Origin of the sequence: Isoptericola sp. NPDC058082, from assembly GCF_042885055.1 — a bacterium.
GTDB lineage: Bacteria > Actinomycetota > Actinomycetes > Actinomycetales > Cellulomonadaceae > Isoptericola.
In genome coordinates this window covers 18,209-40,558 of record NZ_JBHVSQ010000007.1, presented here as the reverse complement: position 1 = coordinate 40,558, position 22,350 = coordinate 18,209, and the positions used below count along the sequence as shown (strand labels likewise).

General features: G+C 74.6%; 17 protein-coding genes. 9 read left to right on the top strand and 8 right to left on the bottom strand.

Going from position 1 to position 22,350, the window contains the following annotated elements; genetic code table 11:
- Positions 1 to 162 precede the first annotated feature (162 nt).
- Entirely contained in the window at positions 163 to 1,791 is a 1,629-nt protein-coding gene (locus tag ACFVS0_RS11430) for a family 10 glycosylhydrolase (RefSeq protein WP_430588031.1), read from the top strand.
- Positions 1,792 to 1,809: 18 nt separating this feature from the next.
- On the opposite strand, the gene ACFVS0_RS11425 is transcribed toward ACFVS0_RS11430, so the two are convergent.
- Positions 1,810 to 3,372: an AbgT family transporter gene (locus tag ACFVS0_RS11425; RefSeq protein ID WP_430551542.1), complete on the bottom strand. Its 1,563-nt coding sequence runs from the start codon at positions 3,370 to 3,372 to the stop codon at positions 1,810 to 1,812.
- Positions 3,373 to 3,517: 145 nt separating this feature from the next.
- On the opposite strand from ACFVS0_RS11425, the gene ACFVS0_RS11420 reads away from it, so the two are divergent.
- Positions 3,518 to 4,894 carry a M20 family metallopeptidase gene (locus ACFVS0_RS11420; RefSeq protein WP_430588030.1) on the top strand — a complete coding sequence of 459 codons (1,377 nt, stop codon included), beginning with the start codon at positions 3,518 to 3,520 and terminating at the stop codon, positions 4,892 to 4,894.
- A gap of 19 nt (positions 4,895 to 4,913) precedes the next feature.
- Here the strand turns inward: ACFVS0_RS11420 and ACFVS0_RS11415 are convergent, their stop codons facing one another.
- Positions 4,914 to 6,854: a calcineurin-like phosphoesterase C-terminal domain-containing protein gene (locus tag ACFVS0_RS11415; RefSeq protein ID WP_430588029.1), complete on the bottom strand. Its 1,941-nt coding sequence runs from the start codon at positions 6,852 to 6,854 to the stop codon at positions 4,914 to 4,916.
- Between the two features lie 279 nt (positions 6,855 to 7,133).
- On the opposite strand from ACFVS0_RS11415, the gene ACFVS0_RS11410 reads away from it, so the two are divergent.
- From ACFVS0_RS11410 to ACFVS0_RS11385, 6 genes are all read left to right on the top strand, one after another.
- A complete protein-coding gene (locus tag ACFVS0_RS11410) occupies positions 7,134 to 8,492 on the top strand; it encodes an acetamidase/formamidase family protein (RefSeq protein WP_430588028.1) in 1,359 nt (452 codons plus the stop codon).
- 53 nt (positions 8,493 to 8,545) lie between these two features.
- Complete coding sequence (pgm, locus tag ACFVS0_RS11405) at positions 8,546 to 10,237, top strand: phosphoglucomutase (alpha-D-glucose-1,6-bisphosphate-dependent) (RefSeq protein WP_430551538.1); 1,692 nt, start codon at positions 8,546 to 8,548, stop codon at positions 10,235 to 10,237.
- Between the two features lie 13 nt (positions 10,238 to 10,250).
- Positions 10,251 to 11,102 (top strand): SDR family oxidoreductase, encoded by an 852-nt coding sequence (locus ACFVS0_RS11400; RefSeq protein ID WP_430588027.1) that lies wholly within the window; start codon positions 10,251 to 10,253, stop codon positions 11,100 to 11,102.
- A 69-nt stretch (positions 11,103 to 11,171) separates the two neighbouring features.
- A complete protein-coding gene (locus tag ACFVS0_RS11395) occupies positions 11,172 to 11,636 on the top strand; it encodes a MarR family winged helix-turn-helix transcriptional regulator (protein ID WP_430551536.1) in 465 nt (154 codons plus the stop codon).
- Positions 11,637 to 11,683: 47 nt separating this feature from the next.
- Positions 11,684 to 14,179, top strand: coding sequence for an MFS transporter (locus ACFVS0_RS11390; RefSeq protein ID WP_430588026.1), 2,496 nt, complete (start codon positions 11,684 to 11,686; stop codon positions 14,177 to 14,179).
- Positions 14,180 to 14,184: 5 nt separating this feature from the next.
- Entirely contained in the window at positions 14,185 to 15,000 is an 816-nt protein-coding gene (locus ACFVS0_RS11385; RefSeq protein WP_430588025.1) for a YceI family protein, read from the top strand.
- Positions 15,001 to 15,009: 9 nt separating this feature from the next.
- Here the strand turns inward: ACFVS0_RS11385 and ACFVS0_RS11380 are convergent, their stop codons facing one another.
- The 4 genes from ACFVS0_RS11380 to ACFVS0_RS11365 all read right to left on the bottom strand — a co-directional run bounded on the left by ACFVS0_RS11380 (position 15,010) and on the right by ACFVS0_RS11365 (position 18,399).
- The gene (locus ACFVS0_RS11380; RefSeq protein ID WP_430588024.1) at positions 15,010 to 16,281 is read right to left on the bottom strand and encodes a glycosyltransferase; all 1,272 of its coding nucleotides are present in this window, start codon (positions 16,279 to 16,281) and stop codon (positions 15,010 to 15,012) included.
- A 65-nt stretch (positions 16,282 to 16,346) separates the two neighbouring features.
- Positions 16,347 to 17,348, bottom strand: a complete 1,002-nt coding sequence (locus tag ACFVS0_RS11375) for a DUF1524 domain-containing protein (protein ID WP_430588023.1) — start codon at positions 17,346 to 17,348, stop codon at positions 16,347 to 16,349.
- Positions 17,345 to 17,665 (bottom strand): GNAT family N-acetyltransferase, encoded by a 321-nt coding sequence (locus ACFVS0_RS11370; RefSeq protein WP_430551531.1) that lies wholly within the window; start codon positions 17,663 to 17,665, stop codon positions 17,345 to 17,347. Before ACFVS0_RS11370 ends, ACFVS0_RS11375 begins: the two co-directional genes overlap by 4 nt.
- A 62-nt stretch (positions 17,666 to 17,727) precedes the next feature.
- On the bottom strand, positions 17,728 to 18,399 hold the full coding sequence (locus ACFVS0_RS11365) for a YitT family protein (protein ID WP_430563479.1): 672 nt from the start codon (positions 18,397 to 18,399) through the stop codon (positions 17,728 to 17,730).
- A gap of 91 nt (positions 18,400 to 18,490) precedes the next feature.
- Here ACFVS0_RS11365 and ACFVS0_RS11360 point away from each other — a divergent pair, with 91 nt between their 5' ends.
- Entirely contained in the window at positions 18,491 to 19,795 is a 1,305-nt protein-coding gene (locus ACFVS0_RS11360; protein ID WP_430588022.1) for an MFS transporter, read from the top strand.
- A 21-nt stretch (positions 19,796 to 19,816) separates the two neighbouring features.
- On the opposite strand, the gene ACFVS0_RS11355 is transcribed toward ACFVS0_RS11360, so the two are convergent.
- Entirely contained in the window at positions 19,817 to 20,785 is a 969-nt protein-coding gene (locus ACFVS0_RS11355) for an NAD(P)-dependent alcohol dehydrogenase (protein ID WP_430588021.1), read from the bottom strand.
- A 91-nt stretch (positions 20,786 to 20,876) separates the two neighbouring features.
- On the bottom strand, positions 20,877 to 22,199 hold the full coding sequence (locus tag ACFVS0_RS11350) for an MFS transporter (protein ID WP_430551527.1): 1,323 nt from the start codon (positions 22,197 to 22,199) through the stop codon (positions 20,877 to 20,879).
- Positions 22,200 to 22,350 lie beyond the last annotated feature (151 nt).

Genomic DNA, 22,350 nt, shown 5'->3' with positions numbered 1-22,350 from the left:
GGTGCCCTCTCAGCGTCAGGGTCCTGAGGCATCGTTGCCCAGCCGCACGGTAAGCACAGGGTGCGGGGTGGCGCGCGCGGTGCCGCATCCGCGACACTCGTCTTCACAGGTACCCGTGAGCGTGAAACTCTCTTACCCACGCCTGACCACCGGAGGTCTGCAATGACGCACCCCGATCCGACCGGCCGAGCCGACCACAGTGCGAGTTCCCGCGCCCTCGGCCGCCGCGGCTTCCTCTCCCTCGCGACGGCAGGTGTCGCCGGCTCGGCGCTGTCCGTGACCGTCGGCTCGATGGCCCCCGCCGCCGCGGCGACGGCGGAGGCGGCCGGTCCCACGGCCCGCAAGCGCGAGCTGCGCGCGATGTGGATCTCGTCGGTCGTCAACATCGACTGGCCCTCGCGCACCGGACTGACCGCCGACGAGCTGAAGGCCGAGTACCTCCACTGGCTCGACGTCGCGGTGGGCATGAACCTCAACGCCGTCTTCGTCCAGGTCCGGCCGACGGCGGACGCCTTCTGGCCCAGCCCGTACGAGCCCTGGTCGCAGTACCTCACCGGCACGCAGGGCGGCGACCCGGGCTTCGACCCGCTCGCGTTCGTCGTCGCGGAGACGCACGCCCGCAACCTCGAGCTGCACACCTGGTACAACCCCTACCGGGTCTCCATGCAGGCCGACCCGACGAAGCTCCTGCCCGAGCACCCGGCCCGCCAGCACCCGGACTGGGTGTGGCCGTACGGCGGCAAGCTCTACTTCGACCCGGGCCTGCCGGAGGCGCGCGAGCACATCTACGCCGCGATCCTGCACAGCGTCGAGCACTACGACATCGACGGCGTGCACTTCGACGACTACTTCTACCCGTACCCCGTGGCGGGCCAGACCCTGCCCGACGCCGCCACGTACGCCGAGCACGGCGGCGGTTTCGCGACGATCGAGGACTGGCGGCGGCACAACGTCGACGAGTTCGTCCGGACGGTCTCGGAGCGCATCAAGGAGCTCAAGCCCTGGGTCAAGTTCGGCATCAGCCCGTTCGGCATCTGGCGCAACGCGTCGACCGACCCGCGCGGCTCCGACACGGGCGGCTCGCAGAGCTACGACCTGCAGTTCGCCGACACGCGCAAGTGGGTGCTGGAGGGCTGGCTCGACTACATCAACCCGCAGATCTACTGGCAGTTCGGGCTCGCCGTCGCGGACTACCGCAAGCTCGTGCCGTGGTGGGCCGAGGTCGCGGCGACGTCCGGCACCCACCTGTACATCGGGGAGGCGCTCTACAAGGTGACGTCCGGCGTGTTCACCGACCCGGCGGAGCTGAGCAACCACCTCACGTTCTGCGCGGAGGTGACGGCGCAGGGCACGCCGGTGCTCGGCAACGTGTACTTCTCCGCCGTGCACGTGCCGCAGGACCCGCAGGGCTCCATGTCGCGCGTGCGCGCCGACCACTACGCGCACCCCGCGCTGGTCCCGACGATGCCGCACCTGCCCGGCACCCGCGTCCAGCCGCCGGTGCTCACGCACGCCCGCCCGGGCGGCGACGGCGTGGAGCTGCGCTGGGTGGACGCGGCACCGCACCGTCGTCGCGCGACGTCGTTCGCCGTCTACCGGGCCGCCGGGAAGGGCGCCCGGGTGGACGTCGAGGACGCCACGCAGCTCCTCGGCACGGTCCGCTCCGACGGCGGCGTGCTGCACGGCTTCACCGACGCGACCGCGGTACGCGGCGAGCGCTACGCCTACGCCGTCACCGCCCTCGACCGGCTGTGGAACGAGTCGGCCCCGAGCCGCACGCAGCGCGCGTGAACCGTCCCGGCGACGGGATCATCCGTCCAGGAAGATCCCGTTGCCGGGCCCCACGGGCAGGTCGAGGAAGAAGAACACGCTGAGGATGGCCGCCCACACCAGCCAGAAGCAGACGGTGAACGGCAGCAGCCGGGCCATCACGGTGCCGAGCCCGGCGCTCGGCTCCCACCGGCGCAGGTAGGCGAGCAGCACGATCATGTACGGGTTGAGCGGCGTGATGATCTGCGTCGCGGAGTCGCCCACGCGGAACGCGGCCTGCACGAACGCGGGCTCGTACCCGATGAGAGCGAACATCGGCACGAAGACGGCGGCCATGAGCGTCCACAGCGCCGAGCCCGAGATGATGAACAGATTGAGCAGCGACGCGACGACGAGGAAGCCGAGGATCGCGCCGTAGCCGGTGAGCCCGATCGACTCGAGCGCGGAGGCCCCGGACACCGCGATCCACTGCCCGACGCCGGACCAGTTGAACAGCGCGATGAACTGGCCGAGCACGAACGCCAGCACGACGAACCCGATCATGTCCTTGAGCGCCTGGCCGAACATGATCGGCACGTCCTCGATGCGACGCACCGTCCCGACCGCGCGCCCGTAGACGATCGCCGGCACCAGGAACATCGTGAAGACGATGAAGACGATCGAGCTGAGCAGCGGCGACTCGGGCAGGAACGCCCCGTCCTCGTTGCGCCACGGCGACGCCGGCACGAGCACGGCGGCGACCATCACGGCGGCCACGCCGAGGGCCACGACCAGGGCGTTCCGCAGCCCGCGCCGCTCGTCGTCCGTGGTGGCGGCGGACGCGTTCGCGAGCGGGTCCTCCCCGTCCTCCACGACCTGCTCCATGGGCACGCCCTGCCGGCGGATGCGCGGCTCGAGCACCTTGTCGATGAGGAAGCCCGCCAGCAGGGCCAGGGCGATCGACGAGACGGCGTTGAAGAACCAGTTCGACAGCGGGTTCACGGGCGAGCCCGGGTCGGGCAGGATCTGCGCGACCGAGCTGGTGATGCCCGCGAAGAGGGCGTCGAGGCTGGTGACGAGGATGTTCGTCGAGTACCCCGCGCCGGCCGCCGCGAACCCGCCGAGCAGGCCCGCGACCGGGTGCCGACCCGCGGCGCGGAACACCATCGCCGCCAGCGGCGGGATGATGATGAACGCGGTGTCCGACATGATGCTGCCCATCACGCCGACGAAGCCGACGGCGTAGGCGAGCGCCCACCGCGGCGCGGACCCGAACGCGTACCGCACGGCGGCCCCGAGCAGCCCCGACTTCTCCGCCACGCCCACCGCCATGAGGATCGGCAGCACCGTGACGAGCGGCGGGAAGCCGAGGAAGTTCTCGCCGAGGTTCTCGGTGAGCCAGGTCATCCCCTCGGCGGTGAACAGGCCCTTGACCTCGACGACCTCGTCGCTGCCGGGCATCTGCACGGTGACCCCCGCGAGCGCCATGCCCGTGGACGCCAGCGCGATGACGCCGAACAGGATGAGGAACAGGGTGAACGGCTCGGGCAGCTTGTTGCCGACCCGTTCGACGAACGCCAGGAACCGGTCGGTGCGGGATCGTGCGTCGACGGAGGTGGTCACGCGGTCTCCTCGGGTCGGCCCGCCACCGCGGGCGTGTCCGCCCGAACGTAGTGGCCCCGGTCATCCGTCGCGAGGCATTCGTCCGCATCGTGAGATTCGCGTCGTTCCTCCCGTCCGCCGCGACCGCATCCCTACGATGCCTGACATGACCGTGCCCGACGCCGTGCCCCACGAGGACCACGTTCCCCCCGCCCGCCCGAGCACCGCCTACCTCGACCACCTGTTCCACGAGAGCGAGGAACGCCGGCGGGCGGCCCCGCCGTCCGACGTCGCCCCCTCCCTGCTGCCCGACGCCGTGGCCGACGCCGTCGAGCGCGCGGCCGAGGCGCTCGAGCCCGACCTGCGCGACGTCGTCGAGCGCCTGCACGCCGACCCGGAGCCGGCCTGGGAGGAGCACCGCAGCGCCGCCCTGCTGGTCGACGTCCTGGCCCGGCACGGCGTCGAGGCCGAGCTGGGCGCGCACGGCGTGCCGACGGCCTTCCGGGCGGAGCTCCGGGGGGCCGCCGACGGGCCGACGATCGCGATCTGCGCGGAGTACGACGCGCTGCCCGTCATCGGGCACGCCTGCGGGCACAACGTCATCGCCGCCGCGGGCGTGGGCGCGTTCCTCGCGCTGCGCGACGTGCTGTCGGGCGAGGGCCCCTCGGGCGCGGCGCCCGCCGGCCGCGTCGTCCTGCTCGGCACGCCCGCCGAGGAGGGCCACTCCGGCAAGGAGGTCCTGGCACGCGCCGGCGCCTTCGACGACGTGGACGCGGCGATCATGGTGCACCCGTACGGGCAGGACGTCGCCGAGCAGGTGTGGCTCGGCCGGCGCCTGCTCACCTGGACGTTCACGGGCCGCCCGGCCCACGCGTCCGCCCAGCCGTTCATGGGGCGCAACGCGCTCGACGCCGCGAACCTCGCCTACCAGGGCATCGGCCTGCTGCGGCAGCAGCTCCCGCCGGTGGACCGCGTGCACGCGACGGTCGTCGAGGGCGGCACCCGGCCCAGCATCATCACCGAGCGCGCCGTCATGCGGCTCTACGCCCGGTCGAAGTACCCGGACACCCTGCGCGACCTGTCCGCGCGGCTCGACGACGTCGCGCGCGGCGCGGCGCTCATGACCGGCACCGAGGTCGAGATCGTGTGGGACGACGGCGCCCTGCCGAGCCTGCCGGTACGCACCAACGCGGCGCTCACGGAGCGCTGGGTGGCGGCGCAGCGGCGACGCGGGCGCGACCCGCTGCCGCCCGGCGTGGTGTCCGAGACGCTCGCGGCGTCCACCGACTTCGGCAACGTGTCGTTCCGCGTGCCCGGCATGCACCCGCTGATCCAGGTCTCGACGCCCGACGTGGCGCTGCACACCGCCGAGTTCGCCGACGCCGCCGGCGGACCCGCCGCCGTGCCGGCCGCCGTCGACGGCGCCGTCGGGCTGGCGCTCACCGCGCTGGAGTACCTGTCCGACGACGCGCTGCGGACCGCCGTGCACGACGAGTTCGTCGCGCACGGCGGCCCGCTGGACGTGCCGACCTACTTCGACTGAGGAGGTCGGCGGGTGCCGGTCAGCGTGCGCTGAGCTCCGCCGGGTCGGCGGGGCCCTGCGGCGCCGGCTGCACCGGCGCGTCGTCGCTCGGCACGTCGCCGCGCAGCACGGTCGCGGTGGCGGCGGGCCGGTCGTCGGTCACCGTGAACCGCAGGGTGTCGGTGAACTCCCGGCCGTGGTTGTCGGTGGCCGTCACCGTCGCGGCGTGCGTGCCCGCCCCGAGGTCCTCGGGGAGCGGCAGCCGCCACAGGTGCGCGTTCGACCGCGTCGCGTTCCCGCTGGTGAGCAGGTTGCGCGTGGCCGCCGTCGGGTCCGAGTACTCCCAGCCGGTGCGCAGCGACTCGCCCGTCATCGGCTGCGTGTGCTCGGCCTCGACCGCGGCGCCGTCGTCGATCGACACCTCGACGTGCGCCGCCGACGAGCCGGCGTAGAAGTTCGCGGTGAGCCAGCTGTCGCCCGCGAGGTCCTCGGCGCTCACCAGACGCTCGTCGCCGAGCGCGGGCGCGTCGCCCTCCTTGCCGCCGTCACGCCACGCGAGCGCCTCGCCGGCCCAGTCCCGCCAGTGCGGCGTGTTGACGCCGAGCGCGAGCTGGAGGTCGTCCGGCTCGCCGCGGACCGTGTACCGCTCCGCGAACGCGTTGCCGTCCAGGTCCAGGGTGAGGACGCCCGGGCGGGCGCCGTCGGCCATGTACGCGAACGGCAGGCCCTGCTCGTCCAGCCCGCCGGAGTACCAGTCGCCCGAGACGGCGCCGGCCACGAGCTGGGTGTGCTCGAGCTCCTCGACGCCGCCCGCCTGCCACTCGGCGCGGGTGTCGCCCGGCAGCAGGTTCTCCAGCATGTGCGTGTGCCCGCCGACGGTCACCGCGTTGCGCCCGCGGAGCACGTCGTACAGCTCCGGCGCGTTGTCCGTGATGACCTGGCGGTGGTCGACGATCGGGGCGTGGGCCGCGACGACGACGAGCTTGTTCCTCGGCACGTCCGCGAGGTCCGCCTCGAGCCAGGCGAGCTGCTGCTCGTCGACCTTCTCGAGGTAGCCGCCGTTCTTGCCGTCCGGCTTGGCGCCGTTGTAGACGATGTTGTCGAGGACGACGACGTGCGCCTGCCCGACGTCGTAGGAGAAGTAGCCGGGCCCGACCTCCTGGCGGAACGTGTCCAGGGACCGGGAGTCGTCGGCGGCGTCGTAGTCCATGTCGTGGTTGCCGGGCGCCATGCGGACCGGGCCGTTCGCGGCGGCGTAGATGTCCTTGAGCTCGGGGTAGAGGCTCAGGTCGTCGCCCACGTTGTCGCCGAGCAGCAGGATGCCGCAGCTCGCGTAGTCGTCGCGGGCCATGAGGTCCGCGACGGCCCCGTCCCGGGCGTAGCCGACCTGGGTGAGGTCGTACGTCTGGGTGTCGGCCGCGATCGGGCAGCTCTGCTTCGCCCTGCCGGTCGCCTTCGACTTCCCGAGCGGGAAGTTGACCGCCTTCGGCAGCGGCCCGGTGGGCTCGAGGCCGCCGTACCTCAGGTCGGGCGACCCCTCGGGCAGGTGGTTGTAGCTGAACTGGGCGATGGCGTTCTCGTCCACCGGCACCTGGTAGCCCGCGGGCTGGGTGACGAAGACGGTCATGTCGTCGAAGGCCGGGATGCTGTAGCGCCCCTTGCCGTCGGTCGTGACGACGTCGCGGCCGTTGGACACCTGGACGCCGGCGACACCCTTCTCGCCCTTGTCCTGGGTGGAGTCCTCGTCCTTGTCGTGGAACACGGTGCCGGTGAGCACCTCGGGGTCGGCGGCCTCGCCGCGCACGACCTCGACGTGGCCGGTGTACAGGCCGGCCTGGGCGCGCTGGGCGGCCGCGGCCGCCTTGACCTCGGCCGGGTCGGGCGACGGCGCGGCCGCGGCGCCGGGCGCCACGAGGACGAGCCCGACGAGCGAGGCGGCGCCGGCGGCGGCACAGGCCTGGCGGATGCTGCGGGGGTTCATGTACTTCCTCCGGGGTCGTGAGAGAGCGGATCGAGTACACGCCCTCGTCAGGGCGCTCCGGCATGCCGATGGCGACGACGGTAGGCGGCCGAGGCAACCGTCCGGTGTCGCCGAGACGCCGGGCAGCGGAACGCCAGGGCGTCCTCGGCGAACTCCCAGCGAACGCGGCCCGTCCGTTACCCGGCGGACACCGGCGGCGAACACGCCCGTCATGCGCGCTCCCTACCGTCGGGCGCACCCGGACGACGGGGCCCTGCCGCACGAGCACGAGGAGCGCACATGCACGACGGACGAGACGCTGCCGAGACCCTCACCGCCGGCCTCGGCCGCCGACGCTTCCTCCAGGCCGCGGCCGGCGTGGGCGCCGGGGCCGCGCTGACCGTCGGGGCGGCGGCCCCCGCCGCCGCCACCTCGGGCGGCACCACCGCCGCGGGCCGGGGCGGGGCGGCGGGCTTCGGCGGCATCCTGCAGCCGGGCCGGGGCCGCATCCGCGGGGACCACTACCTGCGCTCCGACGTCGACGACGTGCTGTGGGGCTACGTCCCGTCGGTGCACGCGACCGCCGTGGCGCGCGTCCGGTCCGGCCGCACGATCACGATCGACTCGGTGTCGCACGAGGGCATCCTCGAGGACCAGGGCCGCGACCCGGTCGCCTGGTTCGGCGAGCGTGGCATCCACCGCCGCGAGGTGCTGGACGACGCCGTCGCCATCGCCGGCGGCTACGACCGCACCGCGCGCAACTTCGACGCCGACGGCCCCCACGTCATCACCGGCCCCGTGCACGTCGAGGGCGCCGAGCCCGGCGACGTGCTGAAGATCGAGACGCTCGACGTCGTCCCGCGCGTGCCGTACGGCGTCATCTCGTCGCGGCACGGCAAGGGCGCGCTGGCCCTCACCGCCTCCGGCGCACCCGCCGGCATCACGCTCGACGAGGTCATGCCGCCCGTCGCGACGGACGGCCGCGGCACCGGCGTCCCCACCGAGTACGGCAACGTGTCGGTGCTCGCGCAGATCCGGGGCGGCAAGGCGGCGATCGGCGAGGGGCGGTCGCGCGTGTCGTTCCCCCTGCGGTACTTCTTCGGCACGATGGGGGTCGCGTTCTCGGAGAACACCGGCCTCACCGCCCCCGAGGCCAACTCGATCCCGCCGACGCTCGGCGGCGGCAACATCGACATCAGCCGCCTGGGCGCGGGCTCCACGTTCTACCTCCCGGTGCGCGCGCCGGGCGCGCTGTTCTACGTGGGCGACCCGCACATGGCGATGGGCGACGGCGAGGTGGCGCTCACCGCGATGGAGGGCTCCCTGCGCGGCACGTTCCGCCTCACGGTGTGCAAGCCGGGCTCGGGCGACGCGCCGTCCGTCGCGTACTCGTACCCCTTCGCGGAGACGAAGGACGCCTGGATCCCCATCGGCCTGTCCGACCCGGACGGCGCCGTCGGCGGCAACGGCAGCGACCTCGACGTCGCGATGCGGCGCGCCGTCGTCAACGCCCTCGACTTCCTCGAGCACGACCAGGGCCTGGACCGCGCGATCGCGTACGCCTACCTGTCCGCGGCGGCCGACTTCGCGGTCTCGCAGGTCGTCGACCGGACCGTCGGCGTGCACGGCCTGGTCCGCAAGGCCGACTTCCGACGCTGACGGCGCGCGGGACCGCCCTGACGCCCGACGGCGACGACTGGCAAGATCGACCCATGCACGAGCGCGCAGGGAAGCCGGCCCAGGACATCGACCTCATCGACGTCGACCAGGTGGTGGGGGCGTACTACGACCTCGTGCCCGACGTCTCCGACCCGGCGCAGCAGGTGGTGTTCGGCACGTCCGGGCACCGCGGCTCCAGCCTGGACACGGCGTTCAACGAGGCGCACATCGCGGCGATCACGCAGGCGATCGTCGAGTACCGCGCGTCGCAGGGCACGGACGGCCCGCTGTTCATCGGCCGGGACACGCACGCGCTGTCGCTGCCGGCGTGGCAGACGGCGCTGGAGGTGCTGGCCGCGGCGGGCGTCACGGTGATGGTCGACGCGCGGGACTCGTTCACGCCGACGCCCGCCGTGTCGCAGTCGATCCTCATCCACAACGGGGCGACGACGGGCGACGGCGTGCGCACGCAGGGCCCCGGCCTGGCGGACGGCATCGTCGTCACGCCGTCGCACAACCCGCCGCGCGACGGCGGCTTCAAGTACAACCCTCCGCACGGCGGCCCCGCCGGGTCGGAGGCGACCGGCTGGATCGCCGACCGCGCCAACGAGATCCTGCGCACCGGCGGGCTCGCGTCCGTGCGCCGGGTCGCGCTCGAGGACGCGCTCGGCGCCGACACCACGCACAAGCACGACTTCCTCACCACGTACGTCGACGACCTGCCGAACGTCGTCGACCTCGAGGCGATCCGCACGGCCGGCGTGCGCATCGGCGCGGACCCGCTGGGCGGCGCGTCGGTGGAGTACTGGGGCGCGATCGGCGAGCGGTACGACCTCGACCTCACCGTGGTGAACCCGCAGGTCGACCCGCGCTGGTCGTTCATGACGCTCGACTGGGACGGCAAGATCCGCATGGACTGCAGCTCCCCGTACGCGATGGCGTCGCTGGTGGAGCGCATGGCCGGTCGTGACGGCGGCGACGCGCCGTTCGACGTCGCGACCGGCAACGACGCCGACTCGGACCGGCACGGCATCGTCACCCCCGACGCCGGGCTGATGAACCCGAACCACTACCTGGCCGTCGCGATCGAGTACCTGTACGGCGGCGCGCGGCCGGGCTGGCCGGACGGCACCGCGGTCGGCAAGACGCTCGTGTCGTCGGCGCTGATCGACCGCGTCGTGGCGGGCCTGGGCCGGCAGCTGGTCGAGGTGCCGGTGGGCTTCAAGTGGTTCGTGCCCGGCCTGCTGACCGGCGAGGTCGGCTTCGGGGGCGAGGAGTCGGCCGGGGCGTCGTTCCTGCGCCGCGACGGCCGCGTCTGGTCCACGGACAAGGACGGCCTGCTGCTGGCGCTGCTCGCCTCCGAGATCATCGCGACCACGGGCCGCACGCCGTCCGAGCACCACGCCGACCTCGTCGACCGTTACGGCGAGTCCTGGTACGCCCGCGTGGACGCGCCGGCCACGCGCGCGCAGAAGTCGCGCCTGTCGGCGCTCTCCCCCGACGAGGTCAGCTCCACGACACTCGCCGGGCAGGACATCACGGCGACGCTCACCGAGGCGCCGGGGAACGGCGCGAAGGTCGGCGGCCTCAAGGTGACCACCGCCGACGCGTGGTTCGCCGCGCGCCCGTCGGGCACGGAGGACGTGTACAAGATCTACGCCGAGTCGTTCGTGTCCGCCGACCACCTCGCGGAGGTGCAGGCGGCCGCGAAGGAGCTGGTCGACGGCGCGCTCGGCGACGCCTGACCGGCCGCCCGCCGTGCCGGCTCCCCGCACCTACGTCGTCACCGGCGCCGACTCCGGCCTCGGCCGGGCGGTCGCGGACCTGCTCGCCACGCGCGGGCAGGTGATCACCTGCGGGCTGGCCGACGACGTGGACGTGCGCGCCGACCTCACGACCGCCGCGGGCCGGGCCGACCTCGTCGCGCAGGTGCGGTCGCTCGGCGGCGGCCGGGTCGACGGCCTCGTCGCGGCGGCGGGAGCCGGCGCGCCCCGGCCGGAGACGGTGGCGCTGAACTACTTCGGCGCCACCGCCGTGCTGGAAGGGCTGCGCGGGTGCCTGGCGGCGTCGGACGCCCCGGCCGCGGTCGTCGTCTCGTCGTCGTCGACCCTGAACCGCGGCAGCGGCGCGCTGGTCCGCGCCTGCCTCGGCGGCGACGAGGAGCGCGCGCTCGCCGTCGCACGCCGACTGGTCCGCACCGGGCGCGGGAGCCAGCTCTACCGCTCGAGCAAGGCGGCGCTGAACCTGTGGGCACGGTCCACGGCCGTGTCGCCGGCGTGGACGCGCGCGGGCATCGTGCTCAACGCCGTGGCCCCGGGGATCGTCGCCACGGACGTCGTGACCCGCACCTGGGCGCGCGACCGGCTGCTGCTGGAGACGGCGCTCCCCCAGCCCCTCGGCGCGCCCGGGCCGGTCGCGCCGGTCGCCGACCTGCTCGCGTTCCTGGTCTCGCCGGAGAACCGCTTCATGACCGGCCAGGTCGTCTACTGCGACGGGGGCACCGACGCCCTCACGCGCGGCGGTCGCCCGCAGCGGGTGTACCTGCGGTACGGCGTCCGTGAGATGGCGACGATGTGGCGCGAGGCGCGGAGGCGCACGACCACTCCCTGACACCCATTTGATTTCAGCAGGCAACCTTTTTATGTTTGCTCCCCGCAACCAATATGGGGGTGGGCAAGCATGCCTGAGCACGTGCGGTACGAGGAGCTCCAGCGCCAGCTGCGCGCCGTCGGCGCGGTCAAGCGGACCATCGTGCGGAACCTGCCGCAGGACTGCGCCGTCGGGCCGACGGCCGTCATGTCGACCCTGCGCCGCCAGGGGCCGATGCGGCTGAGCCGCCTCGCCGACCAGCTCTGGCTCGACCTGTCCGTCACCAGCCGGCACGCGTCGCACGCCGTCGAGCAGGGCTGGGTCGAGCGCACGCACGACCCCGACGACCGGCGGTCCTGGATCCTCAGCCTCACCCCGGCGGGACGGCACAAGCTCGAGCAGATATCCGAGCGCACCACCGGCCTGTTCGCCGAGCGGATGGGCGACTGGGACGACGCCGAGATCGACCGGCTGACCGAGCTCATGGCGCGCCTGCACGGCAGCTTCGCCGAGTGCCCGACGTCGGCCCGCGCCGCCGTCCCCGCCCGGGCCTGACGGCCCCCGCCCCCACCTCGACCCCGCAGCACCTCGAGAGGACCTTCATGGCATCGACCACAGCGGCGGCGCCCGCGCACGCCAAGCGCGGCGCGCGCACCGACCACCAGCCCGGGGTCTCGATGAGCCACCGGCAGATCCTGGAGGCCCTGTCGGGCCTCATGCTGGGCATGTTCGTCGCGATCCTGTCCTCCACGATCGTCTCGAACGCCCTGCCGGAGATCATCGCCGAGCTCGGCGGCGGCCAGTCGGCCTACACCTGGGTCGTCACGGCCTCGCTGCTGTCGATGACCGCCACCACCCCGCTGTGGGGCAAGCTCGCCGACCTGTTCAGCAAGAAGGTGCTGGTGCAGGTCGCGCTGGTGATCTTCGTGCTCGCCTCGGCGGCCGCGGGGCTCGCGCAGTCCGCGGAGTGGCTCATCGTCTGCCGCGTGTTCCAGGGCATCGGCACCGGCGGCCTGTCCGCCCTGGCGCAGATCGTCATGGCGACGATGATCGCGCCGCGCGAGCGCGGCCGGTACTCCGGCTACCTGGGCGCCACCTTCGCCGTCGCCACCGTCGGCGGCCCGCTGCTCGGCGGCGTCATCACGGACACCGACTGGCTGGGCTGGCGCTGGTGCTTCTACGTGGGCGTCCCGTTCGCGCTCGTCGCGCTGATCGTGCTGCAGAAGACGCTGCACCTGCCCGTCGTGAAGCGCGACAACGTGAGGATCGACTGGGGCGGCGCGTTCCTCTCGACCGCCGCCGTCTGCCTGCTGCTCCTGTGGGTCACGTTCGCGGGCGACAAGTACGACTGGAACTCGTGGCAGACGTACGCGATGACGGGCGGCGCGCTCGTCCTCGTGCTGCTGTTCGTGCTGGTCGAGTCGAAGGTCTCCCAGCCGATCATCCCCATGCGGCTGTTCCGCAACCGCACCGTGGCGCTCTCGTCGGTGGCCTCGCTCTTCGTGGGCGTGGCGATGTTCGCCGGCACCATCTTCTTCAGCCAGTACTTCCAGCTGGCGCGCGACAAGTCGCCGACGATGGCCGGCGTCATGACGATCCCCATGATCGGCGGCCTGTTCGTCTCGTCGACCCTCTCCGGCCTCATCATCACCAGGACCGGCCGCTGGAAGGGCTGGCTGGTCTCCGGTGCCCTGCTGCTCACCGCCGGGCTCGGCCTGCTGGGCACCATCCGGTACGACACCGAGTACTGGCACGTCGCCGTCTTCATGGCGGTGATGGGCGTCGGCGTCGGCATGATGATGCAGAACCTCGTGCTCTGCACGCAGAACCAGGTGGCCCCCGCCGACCTGGGGTCCGCCAGCTCGCTGGTCACGTTCTTCCGCTCGCTCGGCGGCGCGATCGGCGTCTCCGCGCTCGGCGCCGTCCTGGCCCACCGGATCCCCGACTACGTCGCGGACGGCCTGGCGAACCTGGGCCCGAAGGGCGCCGAGCTCGCCCAGGGCGCGGCGGGCGGCTCGGGCGAGATCCCCGACATGGACCAGGTGCCCGAGCCCCTGCGCGGCGTCCTCGAGAGCGCGTACGGGCACGGCATCGCCGACGTCTTCCTCATCGGCGCGTGCGCCGCCCTCGTCGCCTTCCTGCTCGTCGCCTTCATCAAGGAGGTCCCGCTGCAGACCAAGGGCGCGATGGAGCAGTCCGCCGCCGAGGAGGCCGGCTCCGCGGCCCCGGAGGCCCTCGAGGACACCGAGGCCTACGCCCCTGAGCTCGTCGCGGTCGGCGCCGGGCCGACCGCTCGGCGCGCCGCTCCGGCGGCGGACGTCCTGCCCGACGGCGGCACGGACGGCATCACCGTGCACGGCCTGGTCCGCGGCGCCGAGGGCGCCCCGCTGCCGCAGGCGGCGATCACGCTCATCTCGCTGGGCGGGCGACAGCTCGGCCTCGCGATCGCGCGGTCCGACGGCGCGTACGCGGTCGACGCGCCGGGCGCCGGCACGTACGTGCTCATCGCCTCGGCCGACGGCTTCCAGCCGCAGGCCTCGACGATCGTCGTCGGCGCGACGCCGCTGGCCCACGACGTGCTGCTCAGCGGCACCAGCGGCCTGCGCGGCGTGGTGCGCGGCCCGGACCTGCACCCCGTCGCGGGCGCGATGGTGCTGGTCACGGACGTGCGCGGCGACCTGCAGGCGAGCACGGTCACGGCGGAGGACGGCGCGTTCGCCCTCGAGGAGCTCGTGCCGGGGCCCGTCACGGTGGCCGTCAACGCCGCCGGGTTCCGGCCCCGCGCGCTGCCCGTCGAGGTCGGCGCCGCCGGCGTCACGCGCGTCGAGGTGGAGCTCGCGGCGGGCGCCCGGGTGACCGGCGTCGTGCGCGCCCCGCACGGGCCGCTCGCGGACGCCCGGGTGACGCTCGTCGACGCGGCGGGCAACGTGGCCGGGACGGCGACGACCGGCGCGGACGGCGCCTACGCGTTCACCGACCTGGACGGCGGCGAGTACACGGTGATCGCGACGGGCTACCCGCCTGCCGCGACGGCCGTGAGCCTCGCCGGCGCGGGCGTCGACGGGCACGACCTCACCCTCGCCCACCCCGCGGAGTGAGCGGCGTGCTGACCGCCACGGTCCGGACGCGCGACGGGTGGGCCGTGCCGCACGCCGTCGTCACCCTCACGGACGCCGCCGGCGCGCAGGTGCTGCGCGCGGACGCGGACGACGACGGCGCGGTCCGCGGCGAGGCCGCGCTGGCCCCGGGCGCGTACGTCGCGATCGTCACGGCGGTGGGCTACGCGCCCGCCGCGACGTCGGCGATCGTCACCGCCGCGGGCCGCGCCGCCCTGGGGGCCGTGACGCTGGCCCGGCAGGGCGGCACGGAGCTGCCGCCGCCGGGCCCGTGGACGATCGACCCCGCGCACTCGTCGGTGGCGGCGGTGGCCCAGCACCTGGGCATCTCCAGCGTGCGGGGCCGGTTCACCGAGCTCGCCGGCCGGATCGACGTCGCGCCCGGCGACGTCTCCCGGTCCGGCGTCGCCGCCGTGATCGCCGCGGCGTCCATCGACACCGGCAACGCCTCTCGGGATGCCCACCTGCGGTCCCCGGACTTCCTCGACGTGGAGCGGTACGAGCACATCACGTACCGCTCGACGGGGATGACGCCTGTCGCCGACGGTCGCTGGACGGTGCACGGCGACCTCACCCTGCACGGGCTGGCGCACCCGGTCGACCTGGACCTGACCTACCTGGGCACCGGCGCCGACGCGCAGGGCGTCGTGCGCGCGGCGTTCCGCGCCACCACGGAGCTGCGCCGCGACGCCTTCGCCATCCGGTACAACGAGGTCGCCGCGGCCGGCGTCGCGATCGTGGGAACGACCCTCAAGGTCGAGCTGGAGATCCAGGCCGCGCAGGGCGCCGCGCTGCCCGCGTGACCGCGCGCCCTACGCGCGGCCGGCGCCGTCCAGGTCCTCCAGCTCTGCGACGAGCGTGCTGTGCTCGGCGTCCCGCCGGATCGCCGCCCCGAGGGCGCTCGCCGAGCGCGCGTACGACGGGTCGTCGAGCACGCGCCGGACGGCGTCCGCGAACCGCGCCGACGACGCCGTGCGCGGCAGCCGGACGGCCGCCCTCCGCAGGGTGACGCGGACGGCGTTGTCCGCCTGGTCGCGCCCGTGCGGGACGACGACGGCGGGGAGGTCGGCGGCGAGCGCCTTGAGCAGGGTCCCGTGCCCGCCGTGGGTCACGACGGCCGCGGCCTCCCGCATCGCCCTCCCGTGCGGCGCCGAGGCGACGACCGTGACGTCCGGCGTGCCGCGGACCGCCGCCGGCGACACGGCGGGGCCGGTCGTGACCAGGCCACGCACGGGCAGCGTCGCGAGCCCGTCGACGACCCGCTGCAGGACGCCGACGTGGTCCTGGAACGTCGACGACATGGCGACGAGGACGAGCGGGGCGTCACCGGGCGGCGGCGACCAGTCGCCGTCGTCCGCCCAGGACGGGTCGTCGAGCACCGGACCGACGTACCGCGCCGCGGGGGGCAGCGTCGCGGGGAGGTCGAACGCCGGGCTGGTCATGACCAGGTGGCGCCGCGCGCGGTGCACCTGCTCCCACGAGTGCGCGATCGGCCCGACGCCGAGCTCGGCGCGCAGGGCGTTGAGCCGCTCCAGCGTGTAGCGGTCGAGCCCGGCGACCGTCAGCCGACGCATGGCCGCGTCCCGCGCCCTGCCGAGCGGGCCGCGCGCAGGCACCAGGCCCATCCCGACCGGCGTCGCGCCCGGGGTGGGCGGGACGTAGACGTTGGGCATGAGGACGTCGAACGGGATGCCGCGCGACTCGGCCGCCATCATGGCGCCGAACGCGAAGATCGACGAGACGACGAGGTCCGGCCGGTCGTCGTCGATCGCCGCGGCGACGTCGCGCGCGTGCCCGGGCGCGGGCCCCGCGATCGCACGGTCGCCCATGAGGCGCGCCTGCGCGAGCGGGCTGGTGCGCTCCCAGTCGCGGAACGGGTCGTGCGCCGGGTCGCGGTCCGGGCGGTTCGGCCCGTGCTCCCAGCGCACGACGCGCGCCCCGGTGGCGCTCGCCTCCGGGAGCATCGAGTCCTCCACCAGCACCGTCACGCGGTGGCCGCGCTCCACGAGCCGTCGCGCGGCGCCGAGCTCGGGCGGTACCGTGCCGCCCCCGTCGGTCAGCGCGAAGAGGTAGGTGTGCGGCATCGCGGCCCCTCGGAGGTCGACTCACGGTGTTCGGCGTGCTCGGCTCCACGGTAGGCCGGACACGCTCACTCGCAGGCGGTCCCGTCCCCGTCGCGGTCCAGCCGGGAGGAGTAGCCGGGGTCGCCGCGGTGCACCGGCGCCGCGCCGGCCGCCCGCGCCGCGTCGCAGTTCGCGAACGGCTCCTGCGTGGGACCCGTGTCGTCCGAGCTCGTGTCGTCCGGGCTGGTGTCGTCCGAGCCGGCGTCGTCCGGGCCGGCGTCCACCCGCGGCGCCGGCCCGCCGGACGGCAGCGGTTCGTCGGGGCACCGGGACAGGATGCCCGCGATGGCGTCGTGCTCGGCCTGCGTGACCCACAGCGCGTACGCCTGCTTCACCGCGACCTGCCGCGCCACGTACTGGCAGCGGAACGCCTTGGACGGCGGCAGCCAGGTCGCGGCGTCGCCGTCCCCCTTGCCCGAGTTGGTCGGGCCGTCGACCGCGAGCAGGTTCAGCGGGTCGTTGGCGAGCTGCCGGCGCGCCACGCCGTCGAGCTGCTGCGCCCCCTTCTGCCACGCGTCGGACAGCGCGACCACGTGGTCGATCTGCACCGCCGTGGACGTCGCCTGCCCGCGCAGGAAGTCGATCCGCGTGGCGGTGTACGGGTCGGCGAGCACGCCGCTCAGCACGATGCAGTCGTGCGTGTCCGGGTCGGTGACGGTGCGGGTCAGGTCGCGCGCGAGGACGTCGTTGCGGGTGTCGCACCCGTTGTGGTCGACGTCGGCCCACGCCGGGCCGAACTGGTCGCGGGAGTAGCCCGTCTTGGGCGCGCGACCCTTGACCGGCAGGCCCTCCAGCGCCGCGAGCGCGGTCCCCGCTGGTGACGTGCCCGGCGACACGGGCGGGTCCGAGGGCGCCGGCTCGTCCGACGGAGCGGGCAGGTCGGACGGCGCTGCCAGGTCGGAGGGCGCGACGTCGTCGACACCGGGGGTCGCGGGCTCGAGGCCGCCGGCGCACGCGCCGAGCAGGAGCGCGACGGAGACCCCCAGCGCCGCGATGCCGCCGCGCCGGGTGGTGGTCGCCGCCCTCACCGGGCGGGGTGCGCGAGCAGGTCGGCGTACTCGGGGTGGCGCTGCACGTAGGCCTTGATGAACGGGCACAGCGGCACGATCTTCTCCCCCGCGGCGCGCACCTGGTCGAGCGCGCCGGCGGCGAGCTGCGACCCGATCCCCTGCCCCTCGAACGCCGGGTCCACCTCGGTGTGCGTGAAGACGACCACGGCCGACCCCTCGTCAGCCTTCCGCTCGTAGTACGCGCCGCCGGCGCGGCGGCCGTCGTCGAGCCGGGCGAGGAAGACCTGGTGGTCGCGGTCGTCGACGACCGTCACGGGGGTGGGGGTGGCGTTCATGGCCCCCATCCTGGCCGCTGACCCCGACATCTGTCGCCCCCCGTGCCGGGGCGAGACGGACCTCACGGCGCCTGGTGGACCGGCTCCTCGTCGCCGGGCAGCAGGCGGTGCAGCAGCGGCGTGTTGACCCGCACGGTGAAGAAGTCGATGAGGGGCCCGGCGAAGAACGCCGTCATGACGGTCCCCACCCCCACCGGGCCGCCGAACAGGATCGCGAGGCCGACGAACGCCAGGTCCTGCACCACCCGCACCACCCGGTAGCGCCACCCGGTGCGGTCGACGACGATCGGCGCGATCGCGTCGTACGGCGCCGTCCCGATCCCCGCGGTCATGTAGGCCGACGCGCCGGCGGTGAACAGCACGATCCCCACCCCGAAGAGCACGGCCTGCAGCAGGTGGCTGGGCGGGTCGGGCACCAGGGGGGCCAGCAGCGCGCCGAACCACTGGACGAAGAACCCCGTCATCACCATGTTGATGACCGTGCCCAGCCCGACGTAGCGGCGCGCCCACACCACGACGGGCACGAGCAGGACGGCGTTCACGGCGAGCTGGTACGCCCCGAGCCCGATGCCGAGGTGCCCGCTGACCCCGATGTTCGCCGCCGTGAACGGGTCCACGCCGACGTGCGCGGACAGCAGCACGGCCGACCCGAGGGCGAGCACGGCGACGCCGCCGAGCGCCCAGAGCGCACGCGGCACGAGCTGCGCCGCGCGCACGCGGTCCCTGGCGGTCATGGTCCGTCACGCTAGAGGCCCCCGGCCGGGCGCGCGCGGTGGGGCTGCGCCGCACCAAGCCCCACACCCGCGGGGGTGGGAGAATCCGGCAGTGACCGAGCCCGTCCCCGAGGGCCCCGACACGGCGTCGGGCGCCCGGAAGCGCAACCCCTATCTCGACGTCCTCCAGGTGCCGGGGGCGCTCCCGTTCTCCGCCGCCGGCGTGATCGCCCGGCTGCCGATGTCGATGGTCGGCATCGGCACGGTGCTCATGGTGCAGGCCCTGTACGGCTCGTACGCGATGGCGGGCCGGGTGTCGGCGGTGCTGGTGGTGGCGCAGGCGCTGGTGGCGCCGCAGATCGCCCGCCTCGTGGACCGGTCGGGCCAGGCCCGCGTGATGACCCCGATGCTGGTCGCGACGACCGTGGGGCTGCTGGGGCTGGTGGTGGCCGCGACCCTGGGCGCCGCGGAGTGGGTGCTGTGGGTGTGCGCCGCGGTGGGCGGGGCGAGCCAGGGCTCGTACGGGTCGCTCGCCCGGGCCCGCTGGTCCCACGTGCTCCCGGAGGCGCGGCGCGTGCACACCGCCTACTCCCTGGAGTCGGCCCTCGACGAGCTGGTGTTCATCGTGGGCCCGGTGCTGGCGACGACGCTCGCGACGACGGTCATCCCCTCGGGCGGCCTGCTGGTCGCGGCCGTCGTGGGCGGCGGGGGCGCCGCCTGGTTCCTCACGCAGCGGCGCACCGAGCCGCCCGCCCGGGGCGCGGCCGTACCCGCGGACGGCGAGCGCGTCGGCTCGGTGACGCACCCCGACGCCGTCCGCCTCGAGCGCCGCTCGGCGATCCGCATGCCCGGGATGCCGGTGCTCTCCGTCGTCTTCGTCGGCATGGGCGTCATGTTCGGGTCGAGCGACGTCGCCACCGTGGCGTTCGCGGAGGAGCAGGGGGTCAAGGGCCTCGCCGGGCTGGTGCTCGCCTGCTTCGCGCTGGGCTCGATGGTCTCGGGCCTGGCGTACGGGGCCCGGCACTGGGTGTCCCCGCTGTCGGTCCGGTTCACCGTCACGGCCTGCGGGATCGCCGTCGGGGTCTCCCTGTTCTTCTTCGTCCAGAACCTCGTGGTCCTGGGCGTGGTGATGTTCGTGGCCGGGTTCGCCATCGCCCCGACGCTCATCAACGGCAACGCCCTGGTGCAGGCGCTCGTCGCGCCGCACCAGCTCACCGAGGGCCTCACGTGGGTGGGCACGTCGCTGGGCGTCGGCGTCTCGCTCGGCTCGTGGCTGGCCGGCGTCGCGGTGGACGCCGTGGACTCGCACGCCGGGTTCCTCGTCACGATGTCGGGCGGCTGGGCGTGCGCCGTCCTCGCGGTCGTCGCCCTGCCGGGGATGCGCAGACGGAAGCCCTACACGGCCGCGACGCCCTGACGCTCGCGTCCCCGGGTCCGGTCAGGGGACGACGACGGTCTTGCCCCGGGAATGGCCGAGCCCGAGCTCGTGCACCGCGTCGGGCACCTCGGCGAGCGGGCGCACGGCCTCGACGGCGGGGGCGAGCCGCCCCTCGACGACCATCGTCGCCAAGGTCTGCAGGTCGTCCGGCTGGGTGATGCCGACGAACCCTCGCAGCCGTTGCCGCAGGAACGGCGACCACAGCAGCCCGCGGAGCTGGCGCTCCGCCCCGCCGAGGAGCCCGCTGGTGGTCACCCCGGCACCCAGCAGCACGAGCGTGCCGCGGGGCGTCAGGGCGCGGCGCAGGTCGCGCAGCGGCCGGTTGCCCGCGACGTCGACGACGACGTCGTGCAGCCCGGCCGCGGTGATCGGTTCGCGGGTGTAGTCGAGAACGCGCTCGGCGCCGAGCCGCGTGACCAGCTCCGCCTTGCCGGGGCCCGCGACCCCGGTGACGGCGGCACCTCGCGCCACCGCGAGCCCGACGACGAACGTCCCGACGCCGCCACCCGCGCCGGTGACGAGCACCCGCTGGCCGGCGCGCACCCCGCCGATGTCGCGCACGGCCTGGAGCGCCGTGGTGCCGGACACGCCGAGGGTGGCGGCCGCCTCGGGAGCGAGGTCCGGCGGGCGCGCGGCGAGCTTGTTCTCCGGCGCGAGCGCCAGCTCGGCGAACGTGCCGGCGCCCGTGCCGAACACCTCGTCCCCGACGGCGAACCGTCGCGCCCCGGGGCCCACGGCCTCGACCGTGCCGGCGAGCTCCTGACCCGCGACGCGCGCCTTCGGGCGGCGGAGCCCGAACGCGAGGCGCGCCACCGGTGGCCGTCCCGTCGTCAGGTACCAGACGCCGGCGTCGAGCGCCGCGGCCCGCACGCGGACCAGCAGCTCGCGGCCGGTCGGCTCCGGCGGGTCGACCTCGGCGAGCCGGAGCACCTCGGCCGTGCCGTAGCGGTCGTGCACGATCGCTCGCATCGTTCCTCCCGCGGGCCGGCGAGGGCTGCTGGTCGGGGTTCCTCGACGATACGCACGCCCGCGGGAGCACGCCGTGGCGCGCACTCGGGGCTCAGGGCTCAGGGTGGTGCGCGTCGTACCGCCAGAACCGGGGTTGCAGCCGCACGACCAGCCACAGCACGGCGACGCACGCGAGCCCGCCGACGACGGCCGCCCAGCCCTCGCCGAACCACGTGGCCTCCGAGCCCAGCACCATCTCCCCGAGCCGCGGCCCGCCCGCGACGACCACGATGAACACGCCCTGGAGGCGGCCGCGCATGTGGTCCGGCGTCGCGGTCTGCAGGATCGACTGGCGGAACACGGACGAGATCGCGTCCGACCCGCCCGCGAGCAGCAGCGCCACGCCCGCGAGCACGACGGCGCCCCACAGCACGCCGTCCGGCGCGTCCGGCCCGACGGCGACCAGCACCGCGCCGAAGGCCGTGACGCTCAGCCCCCACGCCGTGATTGCCCACACGATGATCCGGCCCTGCCACCGCACGCGGACCAGCGCGCCGGAGAACACGCTCGCGAGGATGCCGCCGACGGCGAACCCGGCGGCGAGCACGCCCGTCGTCGTCTCCCCGCCGCCCAGGTAGAGCGCGCCCGCCGCGGGCCACAGCACGCGGGGGAAGGCGAGGACCATCGCGGCCAGGTCGACGACGAACGTCGTGCGCACGTTCGGCCGCGTCGCGAGGTAGCGCAGCCCGTCGAGCACCGAGCTCAGCCCGACGACGCGCCGCCGGGCGGGCGCGGCGCCGGTCACGTCGTCGTCCCTCTGGTCGTCCAGGGTCAGCTCGGGCGGGACGGCGGGCAGCCGCCACACCGCCCACAGCGCGGCGGTGAACAGCAGCGCGTCGAGGGTGTACGCCCAGGCATACCCCAGCCGGGCCACGAGGAGCGCGCCCACGAGGGGGCCGCAGGTGAGGGCCACGTTGAACGACAGCGTCTGGAGCGCGTTGGCCGCCGGCATGAGCTGCGGCTCCAGCAGGCGCGGCACGATCGACGTGCGCGCGGGGTTGTTGATGGCGAACGCCGCGGACTGCAGCGCCACGAGCCCGTACAGCAGGTTCACCGAGCCGACGTCGAGCCACGCCTGCGCCGCGATGGCCGCCGTCACCAGCCACAGCACCGAGGACGCGAGCAGCGAGACGCGGCGCCGGTCGTAGTGGTCCACCAGCGCCCCGCCGTACAGCCCGAGGGCGACCAGCGGCACCAGCGCGGCGATCCCCAGCGTGCCCACCGCGAGCGTGGACCCCGTCAGGGCGTACACCTGCAGGCCCACCGCGACCACGGTGACCTGCGTGCCGATGTTCGAGACGCCGAGGCCCCACCACAGGCGACGGAACGCCGGGGAGACGCGCAGCGGCGTGAGGTCGGCGATCAGGCGGGGCACGGTGTCCCAGGGTAGGCGTGTTCCGCGGGCAGCCCCGGGCGGGTCTGCCGAGACCCTCCCCCGAGGGCCCGGTGATCGTCCGCCCGGGGCCGCCACGCGTACCCCGCGTCGCCGGTGCGTCGTGGGTGCGGCCCGGCCCCCTGCGCCGTGC